General features: G+C 40.8%; 24 protein-coding genes and 1 pseudogene. 19 read left to right on the top strand and 6 right to left on the bottom strand.

The genetic code is table 11. The features are described from left to right. The first annotated feature begins 35 nt into the window (after window positions 1-35). Entirely contained in the window at window positions 36-509 is a 474-nt protein-coding gene (locus CEF16_RS08775) for a BsuPI-related putative proteinase inhibitor (RefSeq protein WP_091584885.1), read from the top strand. A 47-nt stretch (window positions 510-556) separates the two neighbouring features. On the opposite strand, the gene CEF16_RS08770 is transcribed toward CEF16_RS08775, so the two are convergent. Next, window positions 557-862 (bottom strand): AzlD domain-containing protein, encoded by a 306-nt coding sequence (locus tag CEF16_RS08770; protein WP_091584887.1) that lies wholly within the window; start codon window positions 860-862, stop codon window positions 557-559. Further along, on the bottom strand, window positions 859-1,599 hold the full coding sequence (locus CEF16_RS08765) for an AzlC family ABC transporter permease (RefSeq protein WP_091584889.1): 741 nt from the start codon (window positions 1,597-1,599) through the stop codon (window positions 859-861). The genes CEF16_RS08770 and CEF16_RS08765 overlap by 4 nt, the downstream gene beginning before the upstream one ends. An 89-nt stretch (window positions 1,600-1,688) precedes the next feature. On the opposite strand from CEF16_RS08765, the gene CEF16_RS08760 reads away from it, so the two are divergent. After that, window positions 1,689-2,249: a helix-turn-helix domain-containing protein gene (locus tag CEF16_RS08760; protein WP_091584891.1), complete on the top strand. Its 561-nt coding sequence runs from the start codon at window positions 1,689-1,691 to the stop codon at window positions 2,247-2,249. Window positions 2,250-2,452: 203 nt separating this feature from the next. On the opposite strand, the gene CEF16_RS08755 is transcribed toward CEF16_RS08760, so the two are convergent. Both CEF16_RS08755 and CEF16_RS08750 read right to left on the bottom strand, forming a co-directional pair. Then, window positions 2,453-2,908 (bottom strand): GNAT family N-acetyltransferase, encoded by a 456-nt coding sequence (locus CEF16_RS08755; protein WP_091584892.1) that lies wholly within the window; start codon window positions 2,906-2,908, stop codon window positions 2,453-2,455. Window positions 2,909-2,994: 86 nt separating this feature from the next. Further along, window positions 2,995-3,813: a Cof-type HAD-IIB family hydrolase gene (locus tag CEF16_RS08750; protein ID WP_091584894.1), complete on the bottom strand. Its 819-nt coding sequence runs from the start codon at window positions 3,811-3,813 to the stop codon at window positions 2,995-2,997. A gap of 231 nt (window positions 3,814-4,044) precedes the next feature. Between CEF16_RS08750 and ctaG the strand changes: the two genes are divergently transcribed. The 17 genes and pseudogenes from ctaG (at window position 4,045) to fabF (ending at window position 21,242) form a co-directional block, all read left to right on the top strand. Further along, on the top strand, window positions 4,045-4,977 hold the full coding sequence (gene ctaG / locus CEF16_RS08745; protein ID WP_091584896.1) for a cytochrome c oxidase assembly factor CtaG: 933 nt from the start codon (window positions 4,045-4,047) through the stop codon (window positions 4,975-4,977). A gap of 201 nt (window positions 4,978-5,178) precedes the next feature. Then, on the top strand, window positions 5,179-5,787 hold the full coding sequence (locus CEF16_RS08740) for an SCO family protein (protein ID WP_091584898.1): 609 nt from the start codon (window positions 5,179-5,181) through the stop codon (window positions 5,785-5,787). A gap of 88 nt (window positions 5,788-5,875) precedes the next feature. Further along, complete coding sequence (locus tag CEF16_RS08735) at window positions 5,876-6,058, top strand: hypothetical protein (RefSeq protein WP_091584900.1); 183 nt, start codon at window positions 5,876-5,878, stop codon at window positions 6,056-6,058. Between the two features lie 15 nt (window positions 6,059-6,073). Then, window positions 6,074-6,379 (top strand): annotated as a pseudogene (locus CEF16_RS08730) (peroxiredoxin family protein); the annotation flags it as partial. A gap of 381 nt (window positions 6,380-6,760) precedes the next feature. Further along, on the top strand, window positions 6,761-7,792 hold the full coding sequence (gene argC / locus CEF16_RS08720; RefSeq protein WP_091584906.1) for an N-acetyl-gamma-glutamyl-phosphate reductase: 1,032 nt from the start codon (window positions 6,761-6,763) through the stop codon (window positions 7,790-7,792). 26 nt (window positions 7,793-7,818) lie between these two features. Further along, window positions 7,819-9,051: a bifunctional glutamate N-acetyltransferase/amino-acid acetyltransferase ArgJ gene (gene argJ / locus CEF16_RS08715; RefSeq protein WP_091584908.1), complete on the top strand. Its 1,233-nt coding sequence runs from the start codon at window positions 7,819-7,821 to the stop codon at window positions 9,049-9,051. A 28-nt stretch (window positions 9,052-9,079) separates the two neighbouring features. Next, window positions 9,080-9,859: an acetylglutamate kinase gene (argB, locus tag CEF16_RS08710; RefSeq protein ID WP_091584910.1), complete on the top strand. Its 780-nt coding sequence runs from the start codon at window positions 9,080-9,082 to the stop codon at window positions 9,857-9,859. A gap of 17 nt (window positions 9,860-9,876) precedes the next feature. Beyond that, the gene (locus CEF16_RS08705) at window positions 9,877-11,046 is read left to right on the top strand and encodes an acetylornithine transaminase (RefSeq protein ID WP_091584912.1); all 1,170 of its coding nucleotides are present in this window, start codon (window positions 9,877-9,879) and stop codon (window positions 11,044-11,046) included. A 115-nt stretch (window positions 11,047-11,161) separates the two neighbouring features. Beyond that, window positions 11,162-12,244 (top strand): carbamoyl phosphate synthase small subunit, encoded by a 1,083-nt coding sequence (locus CEF16_RS08700; RefSeq protein WP_091584914.1) that lies wholly within the window; start codon window positions 11,162-11,164, stop codon window positions 12,242-12,244. Then, the gene (locus CEF16_RS08695) at window positions 12,237-15,425 is read left to right on the top strand and encodes a carbamoyl-phosphate synthase (glutamine-hydrolyzing) large subunit (RefSeq protein ID WP_091584916.1); all 3,189 of its coding nucleotides are present in this window, start codon (window positions 12,237-12,239) and stop codon (window positions 15,423-15,425) included. Before CEF16_RS08700 ends, CEF16_RS08695 begins: the two co-directional genes overlap by 8 nt. 4 nt (window positions 15,426-15,429) lie before the next feature. Continuing rightward, complete coding sequence (gene argF, locus CEF16_RS08690) at window positions 15,430-16,389, top strand: ornithine carbamoyltransferase (RefSeq protein WP_091584918.1); 960 nt, start codon at window positions 15,430-15,432, stop codon at window positions 16,387-16,389. A gap of 344 nt (window positions 16,390-16,733) precedes the next feature. After that, window positions 16,734-16,898 (top strand): hypothetical protein, encoded by a 165-nt coding sequence (locus tag CEF16_RS23700; protein ID WP_170031739.1) that lies wholly within the window; start codon window positions 16,734-16,736, stop codon window positions 16,896-16,898. Window positions 16,899-17,071: 173 nt separating this feature from the next. Further along, window positions 17,072-18,043: a BMP family ABC transporter substrate-binding protein gene (locus tag CEF16_RS08685; protein WP_091584920.1), complete on the top strand. Its 972-nt coding sequence runs from the start codon at window positions 17,072-17,074 to the stop codon at window positions 18,041-18,043. Between the two features lie 86 nt (window positions 18,044-18,129). Continuing rightward, the gene (locus CEF16_RS08680) at window positions 18,130-18,315 is read left to right on the top strand and encodes a ComZ family protein (protein WP_091584922.1); all 186 of its coding nucleotides are present in this window, start codon (window positions 18,130-18,132) and stop codon (window positions 18,313-18,315) included. Window positions 18,316-18,500: 185 nt separating this feature from the next. Beyond that, a complete protein-coding gene (locus CEF16_RS24350; RefSeq protein ID WP_245917807.1) occupies window positions 18,501-18,668 on the top strand; it encodes a hypothetical protein in 168 nt (55 codons plus the stop codon). A 348-nt stretch (window positions 18,669-19,016) separates the two neighbouring features. Next, window positions 19,017-19,952, top strand: coding sequence for a beta-ketoacyl-ACP synthase III (locus CEF16_RS08670; RefSeq protein ID WP_091584924.1), 936 nt, complete (start codon window positions 19,017-19,019; stop codon window positions 19,950-19,952). A 45-nt stretch (window positions 19,953-19,997) separates the two neighbouring features. Beyond that, window positions 19,998-21,242, top strand: coding sequence for a beta-ketoacyl-ACP synthase II (gene fabF / locus CEF16_RS08665; protein ID WP_091584926.1), 1,245 nt, complete (start codon window positions 19,998-20,000; stop codon window positions 21,240-21,242). 159 nt (window positions 21,243-21,401) lie between these two features. Here fabF and CEF16_RS24840 read toward each other — a convergent pair whose 3' ends face one another. After that, a complete protein-coding gene (locus CEF16_RS24840; RefSeq protein ID WP_281259209.1) occupies window positions 21,402-21,812 on the bottom strand; it encodes a CBO0543 family protein in 411 nt (136 codons plus the stop codon). A 303-nt stretch (window positions 21,813-22,115) separates the two neighbouring features. After that, window positions 22,116-23,180: an LCP family protein gene (locus CEF16_RS08655; protein ID WP_091584928.1), complete on the bottom strand. Its 1,065-nt coding sequence runs from the start codon at window positions 23,178-23,180 to the stop codon at window positions 22,116-22,118. Between the last annotated feature and the right edge of the window lie 65 nt (window positions 23,181-23,245).

The raw sequence follows: 23,245 nt of genomic DNA, 5'->3' as shown, positions 1-23,245 counted from the left end.
TATATAAAACGGATTTTTGGAGAGGGGTGATCAGTTTGAATAAAACACTATTTTTTATGGTAGTATTCTTTTTAACATTTTCAGGAGCAGCCTGCGCAACATCCGAGGAAAATGAGACAGGAGGAGGAGAACAAAAAAGTATGGGAGAAAATTGGAAGCTCACAGGAGAATTTGATGTGGATTCAGATAGCTGGCGAATGGAACTCGAAAATATCTCAGAACATCCCTTAGAGCTGAATTTTAATAGCGGCCAGGAAATAGAAGTGGATATAAAAAAAGACGGCCAGTCAGAGTCTGTTTATCAATATTCAGCTGATAAAATGTTCACCCAGGCTTTAAAACAAACAACAATAGATCCAGGTGAGTCCAAAACATGGTCTGACGATATTTCGCAGAAATCGTTAGAAAGAGGGTCTTATACGGTCGTATTTGAAGTTCTTGCCCAAAAAGTGAATGGAGAAAAGCCGGAAAAACCATTAAAAACATCAGATACGTTTACGATTAAATAACGCAGCACAAAACGGCGGAAAACATGAACGTTCCGCCGTTTACTTGTTTAAAAAAATGGTGTGAGTACTGTCAGAACAGCTATCGATCCTAGTACAACGAAGATAAAATTTCCACCTAAAAAGGAAATCAAAAATGCAGCAGCCATACCGGTAAGTCCAAAAAGAATATTGTCATGAATAGTCAACACACCCGGAAAGATGAGGGCACCTAATGCAGCATAAGGTACATTTTTAAGAATTCCTTCTAACCTGGGCGGAATGCTCTTGGCGTTTAAAAAAACAAGCGGAAGCATTCTTGGAATATATGTTACGAGTGCCATACCTAAAATAATGAATAGTAATTCCATGCTCATTTTCTTTCCACCCCGCTTTTCTTGCCGGCACCATTGTATTTATGGTTCAGCGGTTCGATGAATTCAAGCACTGAAGCTGCTATTAAGGTAGCTAAAATAATTGCCCAGCCTTCAGCCATAATCAAAGCAAACACACTGTTTAATACGGCTGCTAACGCTGCGAGAAAAAAGATTTTCCGGTGTTTTTTTAAAGAAGGAGCAAGCAAAGCAATAAATAAAGCATACAAGGCAAACGTCAGGCTTTGCTGCAGCATCTCGGGAAGCAGCTGACCGACAGCATGCCCGACTCCCGAATGAATGACCCAGCTTGCATACGATATGAAAAACACGCCATAAACATAGCCGGTATGAACTGTACCTTCTTTGGTAGAGGCCACAGCAAAGACCTCATCAGTTAAACCAAACGCGTATCCAGCTTTCTTTAATGGATGATCTTGTACGGCTTTTTCATTTAAAGAAGCGCTCATTAAAAAGTGGCGGATATTTACGATAAACGTTGTAAAAATAATTTCAATAGCCCCTGTGCCGGCTGCAAGCAGGCTGAGAGCCATGTACTGGGCAGCACCTGCAAATACGAGCAGACTCATCAGCATTGTTTCTTGGACGGTAAGCCCTGTCGTCTGAGCGATAAAACCAAAAGTTATGGCAGCGGGAAAATATCCGAGCGCAATAGTGGCCCCATCTTTCATACCAGCAGCAAAAGAATGATTGGTTGTTAGCGTTACGGCTGCTTTCATGTATCGGTCCCCTCTCCCATCAACAATTATATTGTATGTTATAATATATTTATTGTATGTTATATTAAATATTCTTTCAAGGTGATCATATGGAAAAAGAACAATTAACGGCTCAGATTGGCAGCCGGCTAAAAAAAATCAGAAAACATAATGGATTAAATTTAGAGGAAGCTGCTTCCATAACGGGTGTAAGCAAGCCTATGCTAGGACAAATTGAAAGAGGAGAATCTAATCCAACCGTAGGGACGTTATGGAAAATTGCAAACGGTTTAAACGTTCCTTTTACATCTTTTATTGAAGCAGAACGTCCAGCTGTAACTAGAGTCGATTATAAGGAACTCGAAACGCTAGAAGGAGACCATGGGGGCTTTCATGTAAAACCCGTATTTTTAAAAGACCAGTATACACCGTTTGAAGCGTTTTACGTGGATATTGATCCTTTAAAAAGCTATTATTCAGAAGCTCATCCAAAAGGGGTGGAAGAATATATTTTCTTAAAGGAAGGGACGATGCAGGTTCGTTTTGATGAGAATTGTTTTACACTAGAAAAAGGAGATGCGCTTCGCTTTGAAGCAAACAAAGATCACGTATACGAAAATATAGGGGAAACACCAGCCAGTTTTACCATGATTATTTATTATGTTCGTTAGTTCAAAGAAGGCTGATACATTATCTCGAGATTTCCTTTTGATAAAAAAACTGTTTAAAAACGGGGCCTGGCGCCGCTAAATGACCATGGGAAAGAATGGTGGTTTTAAGCAGACTACCTGCCCCGCTTTCTGGAAAACTGCTTTTTTGCCTGTATATGAAATATATAATTTATAAATAAGAACAAAATATTTATGGCTGAAGCTTAAAATCTAAATCCATACCGCTTGGAAACGACATCGTAAAAACCAAGTGAGTTATACAACGCTTTGGTAGCTGCATTACTTATACCTGTTTCTAATTCGATTCCTTTTATTCCATGATTTTCAGCCCAGTAAATAACTTTTAATAGCAGTTTTTTGGCAATTCCCTGGTTACGGTGTTCTTTATGTACAAACAAATCATTCAGCCAAATATAATATCCGCCTTTATCAAGACTGATGCCGAGATTTAAAAAAGCTGCTCCGAGGATTGTATTTTCATATTCCGCTACAAATATATGGGCGCAAGAGTTTTCCGTTAAAGAAAGATTGATGGAATCCATTAGCAATTCATACGCATTCTCTTTTCCAATGGATTCCATTTGCCCCATTAACAAGTCAGCTACTTTCTCGCGTGTTTCTTGGTCAGCATCGTTAGGAATTTCATAAATTTTCAACAGTGTTTCCTCCTTTACTGATAATCAGCAGGGCGTTTTATAAGACCATGTATATATTATCACAATTTCTTGCAAGACTTATTGATCCATTATGTTTGGGAATGTAATTTTAGTTTTTCTTCTAGGAAAATGGCAATCCCATCTTCTTCATTTGCGGCTGTGATCACATCAGCTGCTTGCTGTGCCTCTTTGGATCCATTGCTCATAGCTACTCCGATACCTGCTTCTCTAAGCATCTCCAGATCGTTATTTTCATCTCCAAATGCAATTACATCATCCATTGAAACATTACAATATTCTGCTACTTTTTGTAATCCAGCTGCTTTGTTGTTGCCCGTTTTTATGATTTCTATTAAATGATGCGGAGCACCCCAAGAACGCTGTTCAATTCCTTGAGCATGGCTTCCGGAAATTAATTCTCTTAACGCTTCGGCACTTTCCTTTTTCGGATAAACGAGAAGGGAAGTAGGATTTGTATGAAGAACGTTTTTTAAATTTCCGTGAGCTGCAGGCTCTGTGCTTAATGCAAGCATATCAATAAACGTTTCATCGTAATTGTGCAAAAAGACGTCGTCAACCACTTCTGCCATAATGTTATTGACTTGAAATGCCTGGCATGTATCAATAATTGTTTTCGCTGTTTCTAAGTCAAGCGGAGAGTGATGAATGCCAAAGGAGCGGTCGCCGGGATGATGGATATAGGCACCATTAAAATTAACAATCGGGGTATCTAGGCCTAATTGCTGGTAATACATTTTACTCGCCCGGTATGGCCGGCCAGTCGCGATTGCAATCATATGTCCTTCCTTTTTCACATTTTGCAAAGTTTTATACGTACGAGTAGATATTGTTTTGTCATCTTTCAACAATGTACCATCAAGGTCTAAAACAATTAAATGTTTACGCATAGATTGGTTCCTCCGCTCTTTGTCAATAATGATAAATGTTCGGTATTAGTGTATGCATGTTCATCAGATTGTAAGAAAAGTATCAAGAATTTACAATGGAGAAAGCATAACACTATAAAAAAATATGCTATATTTAGAGAAGAATGATCCGTTATCTATTTTACTTTAGTTGAAAACGAATTGAAAGCGCACGCTGCATGCTTTGGCATGGAAAGGAGGAGCGCTCATATAATGAACGAATTTTTTTCGACATTTACGTTTCGAGCCCTATGGACACCCGAACTAATCATCGTACTGGCAGCAGTTGCTTTCGTATATTACTGGATAACTGTTAAAACGCGCCATAGGTTTATAGGGGCCGAAAAAATATCCATAAAACAAAAGCTTTGTTTCCTATTCGGCCTGCTTGCGCTGTATCTTGGCTGGGGCAGTCCATTGTATATTGCAGGTCATTCCATTATTACTATTCATATGACCCAAATGGTGTTAGCTTATTTTGCAGCTGTTCCGCTTTTAATTCTTTCTATCCCCAAGTGGGTGCTGCACACGTGGGTGCATAAGTGGACAAAGAAAGCATATGTGACGTACCGGATTGTTATGAGTCCGGTGATTGGTTTGATTGGGTTTAATGCGCTGTTTTCGTTTTATCATATACCGATGGTGTTTGACTCTATTATGCAAGCCCCTGTTTTGCATAGCTTGTATCAGATAGCGCTTTTTGGCACAGCGTGGCTGATGTGGTGGCATATGCTTGCGCCGCTGCCTTCTACTAATCAGTTATCTGATTTTCGGCGGATTGCTTATATTTTTGGAAACGGCATATTAATCACACCGGCATGTGCGCTTATTATATTTGCGGGAAGCCCCTTATATGAAACATACACGAATCCTGCTGTTTGGTCTAATGTGATGGCTTATTGTCTTCCGCCGGGAGCTGAACTTCCTGCTGGATTGATGAACAATGCAGGCGGAGGTTTTTCATTTTTAGATCCACATCCAGATCAGCAGCTTGCAGGTGTAGTAATGAAGATTACACAAGAATTTGTATACGTAACAACAATTGGTTATGTGTTTAAACAGTGGCTGACCAAAGAAAAACTGCAAGATGGCGAATTGACTATCAGCGATATTCCAGCTCATGCAGATCATTTAAAAAACCGCTGATGTATGAATATTATTTCACTGGCTGAAGAGGGCTTATCCCGGAAAGTATGCCGGATAAGTCCTTTACTTATACTTTAGAAAAACTTTGTTAAAGGAAAAAAGTATAAGCAAAACTACGTCTTCCGCCATAATGACTTGGCGAAAAGCCAAGTTTTCCTAATGAATATTAAAGTTATAAAGGATAGGTAAAGAGGGAGATATATGAAACAACAATTTTTATTATTAGCACTTGGGTTGTTAACCCTATTATTAAGTGGGTGTGCCTGGCTGTACGATAGCGGGAAGCCTGCAGAAAACGGATCAGATTTATCTCACTTAGATTTAGAAGTCAAGCCTTTTTCGTATACCAATCAGGCAGAAGAGACGGTAACCAATGAAGATTTAGAAGGGAAGTACTGGATTGCTGACATGATTTTCACGAGCTGTCCGACCGTTTGTAATTTAATGACACCGAATATGCTTAACCTGCAAGGAGAACTGGAACAAGAAGGGGTGGATGTACAATTCGTCTCCTTTTCTGTGGACCCAGAATTTGATAATCCGGACCGCTTAAAAAAATACGGAGAAAATTATGGAGCTGATTTTAGCAGCTGGCACTTTCTAACGGGGTACAGTGATGAAGAAATAAAAAAGTTAGCAAACGAAACCTTTCAAACGACAGTAGAAAAAGACCCAGAGCAAAATGACATTATTCACTCTACTAAGTTTTTTCTCATTGACCCAGAAGGCAATGTTATCCGCAGCTATGACGGCCTTGAAAATGATGCTGATCCGATAGTAGAAGATTTGAAACGTTTGTCAAACAGCTGATAAAGATAAATCAATAGTCTTTCTATAGACAAGGTGATACACTTGTTTATGGTTTCTTATTATTAATAGAAAAGGAGGGGAATCATACATGAATCATTTCTTAAAGACAACGTTTTTTCTAGTTACCTTGGCTGTTGCTGCTGTAACATTAGCTGCATGCGGCGGAGATGGGGAAGAAGAGTTAACGCTGCAAGATGAAGAATGGGAAGGCGTCAGTATCTCCGGTAAAGACCAGCCGACAGTCTTTTTCCATTTCACGGGTGTTGACTGAGGACACTGTGTATCGCAGCTCGTGCAGCTGCAGCAGCACATAGACTCTTTTGATGATCTTGATGCAGATATTTACGCGATTAGTAATGATTCTCCAGAGCAGCATAAAGAGCTAAAAGAAGAAGTCGGTTTTACTTATACGTTTTTATCTGACGCTTCCATGGAGACGATAGAAAAAGCAGAAATGGCAGGCGAGAATGCATCAGTCCGCGGCTTTTCTGTTTTTGATGAGAACGGCGAATTAATTACTTCGGAGGAAAATGATTTCTGGGGAGATGAAATCGAAGAGACCGAAGAAAAAATTAGACAAGCATTAGAATAAGAAAATAAATACTGTTTTTGTGCCATCTGTTTTCTGCTTTGGCACGAAAGCAGTATTTTTTTTAAAACTTAAAAAAACACCGCCCATCTGAGAGAAGTGTTGAATAAAAGTGAGGGAGAGCTGGAAAGAACTTCCGCCATAAGTACTCGGCGGCAAACCGATTTTTTCTAATAATAAATGCAAAAGAATGTATATAAATACATATCCGGCATAAATACAGAACATGGCTTGTTTTTTTTAATAATCCTAACGAAGAAAGGTATTAAAAGAATATTAAAAAGAGATTAGAAAAAATATAAAAATACAGTTGCATTAATATATATTCACACTTATAATAAACATCAACGGAAAATGTATAAAGATAAAACGAGGTGCAAGTTTATGAAAGCTGCAATAGTCGGAGCAACTGGATATGGCGGAATAGAATTAATACGATTGCTTCACAATCATCCTGAAGTAAAGAAAATAGCTGTCTTTTCTTCTTCCCAAGAAGGAAAGACAATGGCCGAAAGTTATCCGCATGTATCTGAAATTATAGACGAAACACTAGAAGATATTAATGTTGAACATTTAAAACATCATGATGTCGTGTTTTTATCAACACCGCCTGGAGTGTCTGCTGATTTAACCGGTCAGCTCGTGCCGGGCACAAAAGTAATAGATCTTTCCGGAGATCTTCGTTTAAAAGATGCATCTGTTTATGAGAAATGGTACGGACGATCAAGCGCAGAGACATCCTTATTAGAAAAAGCAGTGTATGGGTTGACAGAATGGCGGAAAGAAGAAATAGAAAAAACCGATCTGTTGGCGAACCCGGGCTGCTACCCAACAGCAGTACTGCTTGGTTTGGCTCCGCTCGTAAAAGAAGGAGCAATAGACGCCAATCAAGTGATTATTGATGCAAAATCAGGTACAACAGGAGCAGGACGTTCTCTTAATGCCATCACACATTTTAGTGAGATGAATGATAATTTCAAAGTATACAAGGTAAATGAACATAAACATACACCAGAAATAGAGCAGGAATTAAGCGGATGGATGCAAGAAAATGCAACCGTCACATTTACACCGCATCTTGTTCCTATGACACGCGGGATTATGGCAACAATGTATGCTCCTTTGCATAAAGGGTGGACAGAACAAAACGTGAAAGAAATCTATGATAAAGCTTATAGTGATAAAACATTTGTTCGCGTAAGGAAAAGCGGAACATATCCATTTACAAAAGAAGTCTACGGAACAAATTATTGTGATATCGGTGTAACCGTCGATGAGAGAACGGGCAGAATAACAGTCGTTTCTGTAATTGATAACTTAGTAAAAGGAGCTTCAGGGCAAGCTGTTCAAAACATGAACGTCATGTTCGGGCTTCCGGAAGAAACCGGTCTTTATTCTGTCCCGATCTATCCATAATATACAAATTCAGGGGAGAGAGAAGCATGAGCACTTTACAAAATACAGAAGAAATCGTAGAAGTGAACGGAGGAAGTATTATTACACCTTATGGTTTTACAGCAGCCGGCGTTCACACCAAGGTGAAGCGTAAACGTAAGGATCTCGGCGCAATTCTATGTGATGTGCCTGCTTCGAGTGCAGCTGTGTATACGTTAAACAAAATACAAGCAGCTCCCCTGCAGGTTACCAAAGAAAGCATCGCAAAAGAAGGAAAACTGCGTGCGATTGTAGTAAACAGCGGCAATGCCAATTCTTGTACAGGAGAACAAGGACTGCTTGATGCATACACGATGAGAGGATCAGCAGCAAATGCATTTGATATGCCAGAACATCAAGTAGCAGTAACATCAACCGGCGTAATAGGCGAGCGCTTAAAAATGGACAAAATTATTCCGGGAATAAAAGATCTCAAACCGATGCCTACCTTTAAAGATGCTGATCTATTTAATGAGGCAATCATGACAACTGATAAGGTTAAAAAACATGCTTGCTTTCAAACAATGATTAATGGGAAACGGGTAACATTTGGCGGTACAGCGAAAGGCTCCGGCATGATTAACCCGAATATGGCCACCATGCTCAGCTTTGTTACAACTGACGCGGACATTGAACCAGATGATCTTCAGCAAGCTTTAAATGAAGTGACCGATAAAACGTTTAATCGCATTACCGTGGATGGCGATACGTCTACAAACGATATGGTAGTAGTAATGGCAAGCGGCCATGCCGGTAATGAAACGCTGCATCCCTCTCATCCAGAGTGGGAGAAGTTTAAAAAAGCGCTGCAGCTCACATGCGAGGATTTGGCTAAAAAGATTGCAAGAGACGGCGAAGGTGCAACAAAGCTCGTGGAAGTGAATGTCTTAGGAGCCAAAACAGACGAAGAAGCAGGAAAAGCAGCCAAACAAATTGTAGGATCGGACCTTGTGAAAACAGCAATTTACGGAACAGATGCGAACTGGGGCCGCATTATCGTAGCGCTTGGATACAGTGAAGTAGAACTAGACCCCGAGAAAATCGATATATCGCTAGGCTCCATTCAGACATTAAAAAATAGTACGCCTGTTTCCTTTTCAGAAGAAGAGGCAAAAGCATATTTAGAACAAGAAAACATTACGATTACGGTGGACTTAAATATCGGCGAAGGTTCAGGAAAAGCATGGGGATGCGACCTTACCTATGAATATGTAAGAATCAACGCAGGATACCGCACGTAATTAAAACAGGGGAGGGGAACGATGAACAATGGAAGGCATTGTAGTTATTAAATGCGGGGGTTCCACGGTGGATGAGCTGTCACCAGACTTTTTTCACAGCATCGCCGCGATGAAAAAAAAAGGGAAGCATCCAATCATCGTACATGGAGGCGGCCCTGCGATCAACAATATGTTAGTACAAATGCAAATCAAGCCTGAGTTTGTCGACGGATTAAGAAAAACAACGGCAGACGTACTTGAAGCAGCCGAACTTGTTTTAAGCGGAAAAGTGAACAAGAAAATTGTTTCTGCTTTTCAGCCAACACAAGCAACAGCAATCGGCATATCAGGAATTGATGGGGATTTGATTAAGGCGTCCCCTATTAACCTAGAAACATTAGGTTATGTTGGAAAAGTAGAAGAAATTAATGTGCGTTTTCTGCAGCAATTGATTCAAAATGAATTTATTCCTGTTATAGCACCGATTGCGGCGGATATAAACGAAGGCAAGTTAAATATAAATGCAGACGTAGCAGCAGCAGCTGTAGCTCGAGCAATAGATGCGGAAGAATTAATTTTTGTGACAGATGTAGATGGTGTGTTAGTCAAAGGACAATTAGCGGAAACGTTAGCTGTCACAGAAGTCAACGCTCTAGTAGAAAATGGAACGATATACGGCGGCATGATTCCAAAAGTTCGAGCAGCAGCTGATAGTTTAACAGGCAAGCTTGAAAAAGTGACGATTGCTAATGGGAACGGTAAAAATACACACGAAGACGGGACATTAAAAGGAACAACAATTATAAAGAAGAAAGCAATAACATCTTAAATCAGGAGGAACCGGAAATGGAATCCAATAACCAATCAAAACACGAAGAACAGCTTTTCCCGACATATAAAAGATGGAATATAACGTTTAAAAGTGCTTCCGGTTCAACCATAACCGATCAATCGGGGAAAACATACATAGATTTAATGGCTGGAATTAGTGTCGTAAATCTAGGTCATGGTCATCCGGCTGTACTTAAAGCAGTAGAACAACAGCTGCATGAAGGCTGGCATGCCTCTAATTTTTTTCATTACGAAGGGCAGCAGCAAACAGCAGAACTGCTAACCGCTCATTCATGCGGCGATCTTGTATTTTTTGCTAACAGTGGAGCAGAGGCTAATGAAGGCGCCATTAAACTGGCGAGAAAACATACAGGGCGAAAGAAGATCATCAGCTTTCTCCAGTCCTTTCACGGCCGAACATTTGGAAGTATGGCAGCTACCGGACAGGACAGCATTCATAAGGGATTCGGACCGATGCTTGAAGGATTTGAGTATGTACCATATAACGACGTGAAGGCACTGGAGAACGCCGTAGATGAAGAAACCGCTGCTGTAATAGTAGAACCGGTCCAAGGAGAGGGCGGAGTGATACCGGGAGAGCACACTTTTTTACAAGCGGTAGAAGAAGCCGCAAAAAAAGCTGGAGCATTGCTGATTTGTGATGAAATACAAACCGGTCTTGGCCGAACAGGAGCTTTTTTCGCACATGAACACAGTGGTTTAAATCCAGATATAATCACTGCCGCAAAAGCCCTGGGAAATGGAATTCCAACGGGAGCTGTTATCGGAAAAGCTCATTTAAAAGAAGCTTTTGGGCCCGGAAGCCACGGAACGACATTTGGCGGAAATCCTCTTGCCATGGCTGCTGCACAGGCCACACTGCGTACTCTAATTGAGGAGGATTGGAGCAGCAAAGCAGCAGATAAAGGGGAAGCCTTACTGAAGGAATTAAAAGAGAAACTTTCTTCTCTTAACAAAGTAAAAGATATTCGTGGAAAAGGCATGATGATTGGTATTGAATTAACGGAACCGGCAGCAGAGACGATAATAAAACTGCAGGAAAAAGGAGTTTTGGCCATCGCGGCCGGACCGAATGTTTTACGGCTTCTCCCGCCTTTGACCATCGAATGGGAAACACTTATGAAAGGCGTCCATGCAATAGAAGAAACGCTGAAAAACAAATAGAACACGTTTCGACTACGTTGCATCGCTGGGAGTACCGCTTGTGGCAGCGTCGAACTTACTCTCCCCTATTGGGAGCCTATACAGACTTGTTATAAGAATGAGGAGGAACAAGGATATGAAGGGATATATCAAACTAGAAAGTGGAGAAATATTTGAAGGATCGATCGCCGCTGACACCCAGGAAGAAGTATATGGTGAAATAGTCTTTTTTACCGGGATGACCGGTTATCAGGAAGTGATGACCGACCCTTCGTTTCACGGCCAGATCGTCGTGTTTACGTATCCCCTCATTGGAAATTATGGATGGAACGAAAAAGACTATGAAAGCATCAAACCACAGCCAGCAGGCCTGGTGATCAGTGAAGCATCCCCTGAAGCATTTCATTATCAAGCAAAACAAACCATTGAAGAAGCTGCTTATAAAGCAGGAGTTCCTTTAATAAAGGGAGTCGATACACGCGCTCTTGTAAAAAGTATCCGGGAAAAAGGGGATATGGGAGCAGTTATGACCACCTCTCCTGAAAAAACGGAAGTGAGTTCTTATCAGCCGATTGGTGAACAAATGCTTATCGATGAAGTAACAGTCAGAGAACCGGTTACCAAAGGTGAAGGAGATCATCACATTGTTCTGCTTGATTTTGGGTACAAACAATCAATGGTTGAAAGCTTAGTGAAAAAAGACTGCAAAGTAACGGTTGTTCCTTATGATATATCAGAAAAAGAATTGGCAGACCTGGAACCGGACGGATTGCTGTTTTCCAACGGACCGGGAAATCCTAAGCAGTTAAACGGATTGCTGCCGCGATATCGAAAGCTTGCGGAAACCTTTCCTTCCCTTGGCATCTGCCTTGGCCATCAGCTTATGGCGCTTGCTTTTGGCGGAGACACGGAAAAACTTCGCTTCGGCCACCGCGGAGCAAATCAGCCAGTACAGGATACGCATACAAACAGAGTGTTTATGACGTCACAGAATCACAGCTATGTGGTGAAAGAAAACAGTCTGCCTAAAGGAGAATTTGCTGTCCAATTCAAAAACATTAATGATGGATCGGTAGAGGGCCTCTCCCATCTAAAGCATGATATTATCACCGTGCAGTTTCATCCAGAAGCACATCCCGGCCCGGCAGACAGTGAGGAAATTTTTGATCAATTCCTTGAACATCTTAAGAAAAAAGGGAGAGAGAAAACCTATGCCTAAGCAGACAGAGATAAAGAAAGTGCTTGTAATTGGTTCAGGACCAATTATTATCGGGCAAGCTGCCGAATTTGATTATTCCGGAACGCAAGCGTGTCTTGCCCTTCGTGAAGAAGGTATGGAAGTTATACTAATCAATAATAACCCGGCTACAGTCATGACCGATGAAGCATGTGCCGATAAAGTATATTTTGAACCGCTCACCGTAGAATCAGTTGAAAAAGTGATCCAAAAAGAACAGCCGGACGGCCTCCTTGCTACACTTGGCGGTCAAACCGGCTTAAACCTGGCTTTTGCGTTAGATGAACAAGATATTTTGAACAAATATGGGGTAACTCTGCTCGGAACGCCGATCGATTCGATAAAACAAGGAGAAGACCGCGAATTGTTCCGGTCTCTCATGCATGAAATCGGTGAACCAGTGCCTGAAAGTGAAATAGTAGAAAAAGAAGAAGAAGCGCTGGCGTTTGCAGCGAAAACCGGCTATCCGATCATTATCCGTCCTGCTTATACGTTAGGCGGAGGAGGAGGCGGTATCGCCCATGATGAAAAAGAACTTCGCTACATTATAACAGGCGGCCTCGAAGCAAGCCCCATTAATCAATGTTTAGTAGAAAAAAGTATTGCAGGCTACAAAGAAGTAGAGTATGAAGTGATGCGGGATGAAAACGACACTTGTATTACTGTGTGTAATATGGAAAACATTGATCCGGTCGGTATTCACACGGGTGATTCGATAGTAGTTGCGCCGTCACAGACATTAACCGATGTAGAATATCAAATGCTAAGATCGGCGTCTCTTAAAGTCATTCGAGCGCTCGGCATTGTCGGCGGCTGCAATATTCAATTTGCACTCGACCCGTATAGTAAAAAATACTACCTGATCGAGGTGAATCCTCGTGTCAGCCGTTCGTCAGCTCTTGCCTCTAAGGCAACTGGTTATCCGATTGCAAGAATGGCAGCTAAGCTAAGCGTAGGCTATCATTTACATGAATTGCTCAACCCTGTTACCGGCCATACTTATGCAAGTTTTGAACCAGCGCTTGATTATGTTGTCGTGAAGTTTCCGCGCTGGCCGTTTGATAAATTTGATACTGCCGACAGAAAACTGGGCACACAAATGAAAGCAACCGGAGAAGTAATGGCAATTGAGCGTAATTTAGAAGCTGCCCTTCAAAAAGCAGTCCGTTCTCTCGAAATAAAAACGAACGGTTTAGCTCTGCCGGGATTGTCTGAAAAAACGACAGATGAACTTTATAACCTTCTTGACAATCAAGATGACCAGCGATTCTTTGTACTGATGGAGCTATTAAGAAAAGGAGAAACAGCTGTTTCACTTCATGAGAAGACAAAAATAGATTTATTTTTCCTTCAATCTTTTCAAAAGCTGGCGCAGCTTGAGATGGAGATTCAAAATAACAGCTGGGACGAGATAAATGCTAAAAAGCTATTAACTTGGAAAAAAGCAGGCTTTACGGATAAATGGATGGCCCAGCAGTGGAACATCGAAGCTTCAGATATATATAAACAGAGAAAGGTCTGGGACATTCTCCCTTCTTACCATATGGTAGATACGTGTGCGGCAGAATTCACCGCAGACACACCGTATTATTATTCAAGCTGGTATAAAAACAGTGATGGAAAAGAAGAAAGCGGGAAACCAAAAATCTTAATTCTTGGATCAGGCCCTATTCGTATCGGGCAAGGAATTGAATTTGATTATTGTTCAGTCCATGGCGCTATGGAAGTGCAAAAAGCTGGCTATGAAGCGGTTATTATGAACAATAATCCTGAAACGGTCAGTACCGACTTTGAAATGGCTGATCATCTCTATTTTGAACCATTAACAAGTGAAGACGTTCTGCATGTAGCAGAAGCGGAAAACGTCGAATCTGTTATTGTTCAGCTAGGAGGCCAGACGGGGATTTCCCTGACTCAAGAGCTTGAAGAAGCTGGACTGCATGTTCTTGGCACCTCTTATGATACGATTGACCAGCTTGAGGACCGGGGCCGCTTTTATGAATTGATGAAAAAAGTAGACGTCCCTCATATTCCTGGGGTTACTGGCTACAATAAAGCTGACGTAATAGAGAAGGCCAATCAGATTGGGTATCCAGTATTGCTGCGTCCCTCCTATGTTATCGGCGGACAGGGAATGGCGATTCATACGAGCAAAGCGGAGCTTGAAGCGTATTTATCAGACAGTAATAAAAGCGTAGAATATCCTATATTGATCGATTCATTTCTACCGGGGAAAGAACTTGAAGTAGACGTGCTGACAGACGGTTATGATATTTTCATCCCGGGGATTTTTGAACATGTGGAGCCTGCTGGGGTCCATTCTGGAGACTCAATGGCAGTTACACCTCCGTTTAGTGTGAGCGGCACGACCAAAGCGCTTTTGGTCCAATATGCGCAAAATATAGCCAGAGGAATGAACTTTAAAGGAATCTTTAATATTCAATTTGTTTACGAAAATAATACGTTATATGTAATTGAAATCAATCCGCGCGCTTCGCGAACGGTCCCGATTTTATCGAAAGTCACCGGCACTCCGTTAGTCGAAGGAGCCGTTCATATGCTTCTAGGTCGTTCAGTAAAAGAATGGGCGAATGGAAAAACCGGTTTAAAAGAGGAAACGCCGTATTACACCGTGAAAGCGCCTGTGTTTTCCAATGACAAATTAGCTGGCATTGATCCTCTTTTAGAAGCGGAAATGAAATCAACGGGAGAGTTAATCAGCATTGCAAAAGATAAAGAAGAAGCATTCCAAAAAGCGTTTGCCTGGTCTGAAAGCCAAGTTCCGCTTCTATTTAAGAAGACAGGGGTCATTTTCTGTGATATTCATGAAAGTCATGCCAAAGACTGTGCCACGGCCTTACAGCAACTAGTCAAGCTGGGTTACACACTTGCTGCAGATAAAAAAGATTATGCAGTGGAAAACAAAATGTCTTTTTCAGAATGGATCAGCGACAAAGAGGCGGCAGCATATATAAGTCTTCCGAAAACGGGCTATTCTAATGGAAAAGAACGCCGTCAGGAAGCATTAAAACAGCGCAAGACTGTTGTTACCAATACCGATACATTAAAAATAATGATTGAAGCGATGACAGGTGAGAGAAAAGAACCACAGGCAATGGAAGAATGGCTGAAAAAGACGGTAACGGCCCAAAAAGGAGTGTAAAACTATGAGTGAACAAACGGTCATACAGCCTCCCGCAAATCTTATCGGGAGGGATGTTTTAACCCTGCTCGATTTTATGAGTGGAGAAATCAACGACCTTTTGAATTTTTCCGAGCAATTAAAGGAAAACCAAAAACAAAACGGACAAACCTTGCTGCTCCCAGGGAAATCTCTCGGAATGATTTTTGAAAATGCTTCAACGAGAACACGGGTTTCTTTTGAAGTAGGAATGACACAGCTCGGAGGCCACTCTTTATTTTTAAGTCCAAGAGACTTGCAAATTGGCCGTGGCGAGCCGATTAAAGACACGGCAAACGTGCTTTCCCGCTATCTAGATGCGATTATGATTCGTACAAACTCTCATGAAAGCGTCGAAGAATTAGCGGTTCATTCTGATGTGCCGGTTATTAACGCACTGACCGATTTGTACCATCCATGCCAGGCACTTGCTGATTTACTGACTATAAAAGAACATAAAGGCAAGCTTGAAGGTTTGAAAACGGCTTTTATCGGCGATGGAAACAATGTGGCTCATTCCCTGCTCATTGCTTGTGCTAAAGTAGGAATGGATGCAGCTATTGCTGTTCCAAAAGGGTATGAACCGGACGATAAAGTATGGAAAGAAATTCAGCAAACCGCAGAAGAAAACGGAACAGAGCTTGAATTGACTAACAACCCAGAAGAAGCAGCAAAAGATGCCGATGTGATATATACTGACGTATGGGCGAGTATGGGATATGAAGAAGAACAGACAAAAAGAGAAAAGGCATTTGAAGGTTTTCAAATAGACGAAGAGCTTTGTGCCAATGCAAAGGAAGATTATATCTTTTTGCACTGCCTTCCAGCGCATCGCGGCGAAGAAGTAGCTGCTGAAGTTATTGACGGGGCTCACTCTGTGATCTACGATGAAGCGGAAAATAGACTGCATGTACAAAAAGCGATTCTAGCATCAGTTATCGAATAGTATGAAGCTGCTCTAGCCGCACGCATTGCTGTTAGAGCAGCTTTTTTCTATTCAAGATACTATTTTTTCTATTGTGGATGATCTGCGTCTAGCCTAGCCTCTCGGGCGCACACGTAATGAGGAGTTTTTTCTAAAAACGTGATTAGATCTGTCGCCAAAAACGCCGCTTTCTGCGACATTAGCCCGTCTTATGCGTCGACGTGCACAATCTTAATAGAAGTCCTTTACACTTTTGTTCTTCGCAGTTTATGTATCATGTCAATAGACTCTGCAAGACATTTTTGCGAAATTCCCTAAAATATAAGAGAAATAAAAGTCATACTACTGAATAGGGAGAATATACTATGAATTTAAGAACCGTTTATATGAGAACCCTGCTATTTTGTGTTATTCTCATTTTAGCCTTTGCCGTATTGCACTATATCTTTAAAATAGGAGAAGGGGCTTCTGTTCTTCTTTCGCTTGCTGCTGCATTTTTAGGGGAATGGTTTTATAAAAGTAAGTCATAGAAAAACAACGCTTTACATATGCATTTCCTTATTATGATATTTAGTAAGCAGGAATTTTAAGGAAAAAAACGAATGTAAAAGCATGTTAAGCCAGCCGTAATGATAAACGATGCGTGTTATATTAACTTGACACTGCTGATTATTGCTTATGCTAAAAAGGAGCGTTGCGAGTTATGTTTTTAAACCGAAAATACATAGGGTTATTCATCGTTGGATATACCGTTTTGCTGCTGCTTAGTGCCTGCAGTACAGATATGTCCACCGCGTCGTCAGATAACAAAGCTGCATTACTTTTAGAAAGTACAATCGACGATGAGGGATGGAACAGCAAAGGATATCACGGCTTGTTAAATATTCAGTCAGAATTAGATATGGAAGTCATGTATGAAGAGAATGTTTCGAGTCTCGGTGCAGTAAAAACTTCTTTAGATACGCTAAAAGAAGAAGGGGTAGACCTTGTATTTGGCCATGGGAAAATATTTGCGGAGATGTTTGACGAATTGAGCGAAGATTATGCTGACATGCATTTTGTCAGTTTTAACGGTGAAGTTTCAAACGAAAATGTAACTTCCATTCATTTTGATGGATATGCTATGGGTTATTTTGCCGGCAGGTTGTCTGGGGCAATGAGTGATACAAACACAGTAGGGGTGATATCTGCTCAGAAGTGGCAGCCGGAGGCAGAAGGATTTGTTGAAGGGGTCCAAACCAAAGATGCTTCTGTCGAAGTTATCAACAATAATATTGAAAGCTGGGATGATAAGGAAAAAGCACTTCAAACGTTAAATGATATGTTAGCCGAAGATGCTGATATTATTTATCCGGCAGGGGACGGGTTTCATATCGAAGTAATTAATAAATTAAAAGAAGAAGGACTATATGCTATTGGCTATGTCGGCGATCAATCAGATTTAGGAGAATCTACAGTGTTGACGAGTACCGTACAGCATGTGGATGAAATGTATAGGATGGCAGCAGAACAGTATCAAAACAATGAATTAGACAGTGGAAATATTACGGTTGATTTTCAAGAAGGAGCTATAACGATGGGAGAATACAGCCCTCGCGTCCCAGAAAATGTCCAGAAGCAATTAGATGAAGAGATTGAGGAATACAAACAAACGGGAGAGCTGCCTACCGAATAGACCGGCATGCTCCTTGACGCTTCAGGTAGAAAAATGCTTGAATAATATGTGAACATACTAGCAAAAACGTTAAATGAGGTGTAATCATGGATCAAGAATTAAACATGAGGTTTATGGAAATTGCGATGAAGCATGTGCAGGAAGGACGAGCTTTTTTAAACGAAAAGGGCATTGAACTAGATATGCATGATCTGCAGCCTGCTCTTGAAATGCTGATGAGTGTGATGAATGAGGCCTATAATATGGGCTATGATGATGCAAAGAAGGAATAATAGAAAGAGCGGCAGGTAACACCTTTCTTTTTTTGTCATATAGTGAAAATATCTAAGAGAAAAAGAAAGGTTGTCACCTTATGTACCCATATCTGTATCATTATGGCCCATATCGAAATAATGGGCACCACCAGCCTCCCAGAAATCCATACTATCCGTTTATCCCATTTCTGGCAGGGCTTGCTGTGGGTCCTTTACTTTTTAACTATGGCGGCTATGGAGGGCCGTATTATGGTCCAACCTATGGTCCTCATTATGGTCCGACGTTTGGTTCGAGCTTCGGCCCGAGTATCGGTCCTTCGTATGGCAATTACACCAGTTATGGCCCGCCGCCATATACCGAAGACTATTAGCAAGTAAAAAGCTGCTGTTAATAATGACTAACCTGCAAGTTTATCCAGCAGGTTAGTTTTTCTTTTTTGCTCTCAACGTACAGGACGTGGTGCGGCGTTTCCTTTTAATAAGAGGAAAACCGATATTTCTCATAAGGCTTTTCGAACACCTAGGCGTATCTAGACAAAGCAATATTTTTGGTTTAAAATTAAAACCAGGTCATAATATGAAGTATAAAAATAAAAATTTTTCATTGGTCTTATGAGGATTACCGGGTCTCTGTGATATGAATAAGGATTTTTATATTAATGCAGTGATAATAGGAAAAGTTATATAAGAATTACCCGTTTAGAGGAGGAGCGTAGTACATGCGAAATGCTGGAATCTGGGGTATTGGCAGTTTTATTGAGGGACGAGAAATTGCAAATACGGAATTCGAAAAGACGCTTGATACAAGTGATGAGTGGATAAGATCAAGAACCGGAATCGAACGAAGAGTGTTTGCTGAAGAGGAAGTAAACACCTCTGATATGTCATACTATGCGGCGGTAGAAGCATTAAAAGATGCAGAACTAGATGCATCAGAATTAGATTTAATATTGGTTGCTACTGTTACACCTGATTATCCATTTCCGTCTGTGTCTTCCTTACTGCAAGACAGATTAGGAGCTGAAAACGCAGCAGCTATGGACATTAGTGCAGCCTGCGCTGGTTTTATTTACGGGCTGGCTACAGCGGATCAGTTTATTAAAAGCGGAACCTATGAGCACGTGCTTGTTATTGGAGCGGAAAAACTATCAAAAGTAGTGGACATGAATGACCGCAACACTGCTGTGTTATTTGGAGATGGGGCAGGAGCAGCTGTGATGGGACCTGTAGCCGAAGGAAAAGGAATGCTAGCATTTGAGCTCGGTTCAGATGGTTCTGGTGCAATGCACATTCGTCAAGATCCAAAGCTTATTATGAATGGACGGGAAGTCTTTAAATTTGCGGTTCGTCAAATGGGAGAGTCTTCCTTAAATGTTGTAGAAAAAGCAGGGTTAACAAAAGATGACGTTGATTTCCTTGTCCCGCATCAGGCCAATATACGTATTATGGAGGCAGCTCGTGAAAGGCTTGACCTTCCTAAAGAAAAAATGGCTGTTACGGTAAATAAATATGGCAATACCTCTTCTTCTTCTATTCCAATTGCTGTGGTAGAAGAATTAAAAAATGGTAAAATAAAAGATGGAGATCTTGTAGTAATGGTAGGTTTTGGTTCGGGGCTTGTTTGGGGAGGAGCAGCTATTCGCTGGGGACGGTAACCTCACCCTATGATAGTGGAAATTCAGGCAAAGGAGAGAAAGGACATGAGTAAAAAAAACCGAGTGGTTATTACTGGAATGGGATCTGTAAATCCAGTCGGACTGGATGTAAACAATTCATGGAAAAATATAAAAGCAGGGGTTTCGGGTGTCGGAGAATTGACACGTGTGAATAAAGAAGATTTTCCGATGAAAGTGTCAGCTGAAATAAAAGATTTTGATGCTTCATCCTTTGTAGATAAAAAAGATGCTAGAAAAATGGACCGGTTTACTCAATTTGCAGTAGCTTCATCGCTCATGGCTTTAGAGGACGCACAATATACCATTACAGATGATAATGCCCATCGTATCGGAGTTTGGATTGGTTCTGGGATAGGCGGCATGGAAACATATGAGCAGCAATTTAATAAATTCCAAGAAAAAGGCTACAAAAGAGTAAGCCCGTTCTTCGTGCCAATGATGATTCCAGATATGGCTTCTGGTCAGGTTTCCATTGTGACAGGAGCAAAAGGGTTTAACTCTTGTACCGTGACGGCATGTGCTTCGGGTGCGAATTCTATCGGTGATGCTTTTAAAGTTATCCAGCGCGGAGATGCCGATGCGATGATCACAGGAGGAGCAGAGGCGCCTATTACAAATATGGCTGTAGCTGGTTTTTGTTCTGCAAAAGCAATCACAACTACCGAAGATCCAGAAAAAGCTTCTCGTCCATTCGATAAAAATCGCAGCGGTTTCGTTATGGGAGAAGGGGCAGGTATCCTGGTGATTGAATCATTGGAATCTGCACAAAATCGAGGGGCAAACATTTACGCCGAAATAGTAGGCTATGGTGCAACTGGGGATGCTTATCATCTAACTGCTCCTGCTCCTGAAGGAGAAGGCGCGGTGCGTGCGATGAATCAAGCTATTGAAGACTCTGGTTTACAGCCTGAAGATTTTCAATATGTAAATGCTCATGGGACAAGTACTCCTTACAATGATAAGTTCGAAACCATGGCAGTTAAAAAAGTGTTTGGTGATCATGCGAATGAATTGATGATGAGCTCCACTAAATCAATGACAGGTCATCTTCTAGGAGCAGCTGGTGCAGTAGAAGCGATATTTACGATTAAAGCAATGCAAGAAGGCACTGTTCCGCCAACTATCAATTACGAAGAAGCCGATCCTGATTGCGATTTGGATTATGTACCTAACGAGCATCGCAAAGCTCCTGTTACCGGTGCATTAAGCAACTCCTTAGGATTTGGCGGTCACAACGCAACCTTAGCCTTCAAAACATTCGAAGAGTAACAAGAAAAGCAGGAGGCGCTCTTTCCAGGTTTGGAAGGGGCGTTTTTGCTTAAATATGGGGCGTGATTTTCGGAGTAAATCAAACAAACTTTAGGCGGCAGGAAGACTGCTTGTATTTCCTACAAGTGAAATAGCATGTTGTGAATATTTATAGGGTTTTCAGCAGTACCCCTTATTAATTTGAGGTTCAAAAATTTTAGAGGCTCTGTTTTTATCTAATAAACGAATACATCCAATAAAGATCCGAACAATCCAAAATGTAAAGGAAAGAACAGAAAAAGTATAAAAACTATTCCAGCCTTTACCAAATCTTACTAAGTTGGTATTCTTTTCAAGCCAATGTTCATAAAGTGTCATAGGTATGGTGAAAAGAAAAACACACACTATTGTTTTCAAGGGTTTCATTTTATAGGTAAGTTGATTGTAAATGACACATGACATAGGAAATAGTAAATATAAAAATACAATATTAGAGTCAAATAAACGAGGCAAATAGCGATATGGATATTGTATATATTTAGTCTTTACTACTGGTCCATCAAGTAATGTAGAAATTAACGTTTTAAACAAATAAATGAGAAACCAATCTTTCAACGCCTCTTTTGCCGGAAAAAAATGCCCATCCGCTTATCCCGACTCCAGTCATTATATTCAATAGTGTTTTATCCTTCACATAATAACCCCTTATGATTAAGGTGTTCTTTTTAGAAAAATATTATGAGAAAAAATATAATTCTTACTAAAAGATGCCTGCGGAACAGGGCAGGAAATACAGTCGAAATTTAAGAAAATGTATATATTTAGCTGCATAAAAAAGACTGTTCCTGCAGTCGGTCATGACTAGCAGAAACAGCCTGAAAATTTCTTATCCGCTTAGTATTCTTCCTCATCGTCTTCTTTTTCACTTTCTCCTGATGCTGTCTGTATATTTTCTGATGTCTTTCCATCAAAAAAGTTGTGCAGCTGCTGGCTGTTTTCTTCCATATCTAGCTCCAGTACAGAGCCGGCATGGCTGTACCTTTGATCAGTGTATGTATCTTCTACTGGAATACGAAGAGTATTAATATCCTCAACTGGATTTAAAAGCACATCTTTTCCGAGTGAAAGCATTTTGCTGGTAGATACGTCAGTCTCAAGGTTTGGACGAATTGCTCCGATGATTTGTGGGACTTTTGTTACACTGGCAAAAGATAGTAACTCATCTTTTAATACACCAAGGATCTCCTGCTGGCGTGCTACGCGCCCGAAATCATTATCACCATCACCTCGGTAACGCACATATTCTAAGGTTTTGTCCCCATCTAAGAATTGGGTGCCTGGTTGAAAGTCAATGCTTACCTCCCCAGAGTTATCTTGATAATACATACGTTTTTCAATATCAACTTCTAACCCTTCAGGAGCAACAGTATCTACAACATCCACGAAACCATCAAAATTTACTGTTGCATGATAATCAATAGTAATGTCGAAATTTTCTTCTATCGTTTCTCTTAGTAAATCAACTCCGCCATAAGCAAAAGATGCATTAATTTTATTATTTTGGTGCCCAGGTATTTCCACATAAGAATCTCTCATGATAGATGCCAGTTTGACATCCCCTTCTTTTGGATTTACATTGGCTAACATAATGGTATCGGTCCGAGCCGAGCCAGATTCTTCATTGTCTACACCTACTAAGAGAAAATTAAGACTTTCTGAAGTAGCTTCCTGCTCCACATCCTGACTATCGTTCTCTGAAGCAAAAGTGCCAGATTCGGAGGCAGAATCTTCTGAAGAAATATCATTGTTAAACTCATTTTTTTCGTTTTCATCAGCAAAAGGCTGTCCGCCTTTTGAAAATGTTGATACCGCCGCTGCACCTGCTATAATAATTAACAGCGTTAATACGAATATTTTTTTCTTTATAGACGATGATTGTAATTTCTTTTTCTTTTTCACCGTATTAACCCCCCTCGGACATTCAACCTTGATTATAACAGAAATTTTTACCTTATTTGAATATA

Source organism: Alteribacillus bidgolensis, assembly GCF_002886255.1.
Taxonomy (GTDB): Bacteria; Bacillota; Bacilli; order Bacillales; family Marinococcaceae; genus Alteribacillus; species Alteribacillus bidgolensis.
The sequence above is the reverse complement of the archived record's forward strand: the minus strand, read 5'-3'. Positions and strand labels throughout refer to the sequence as shown.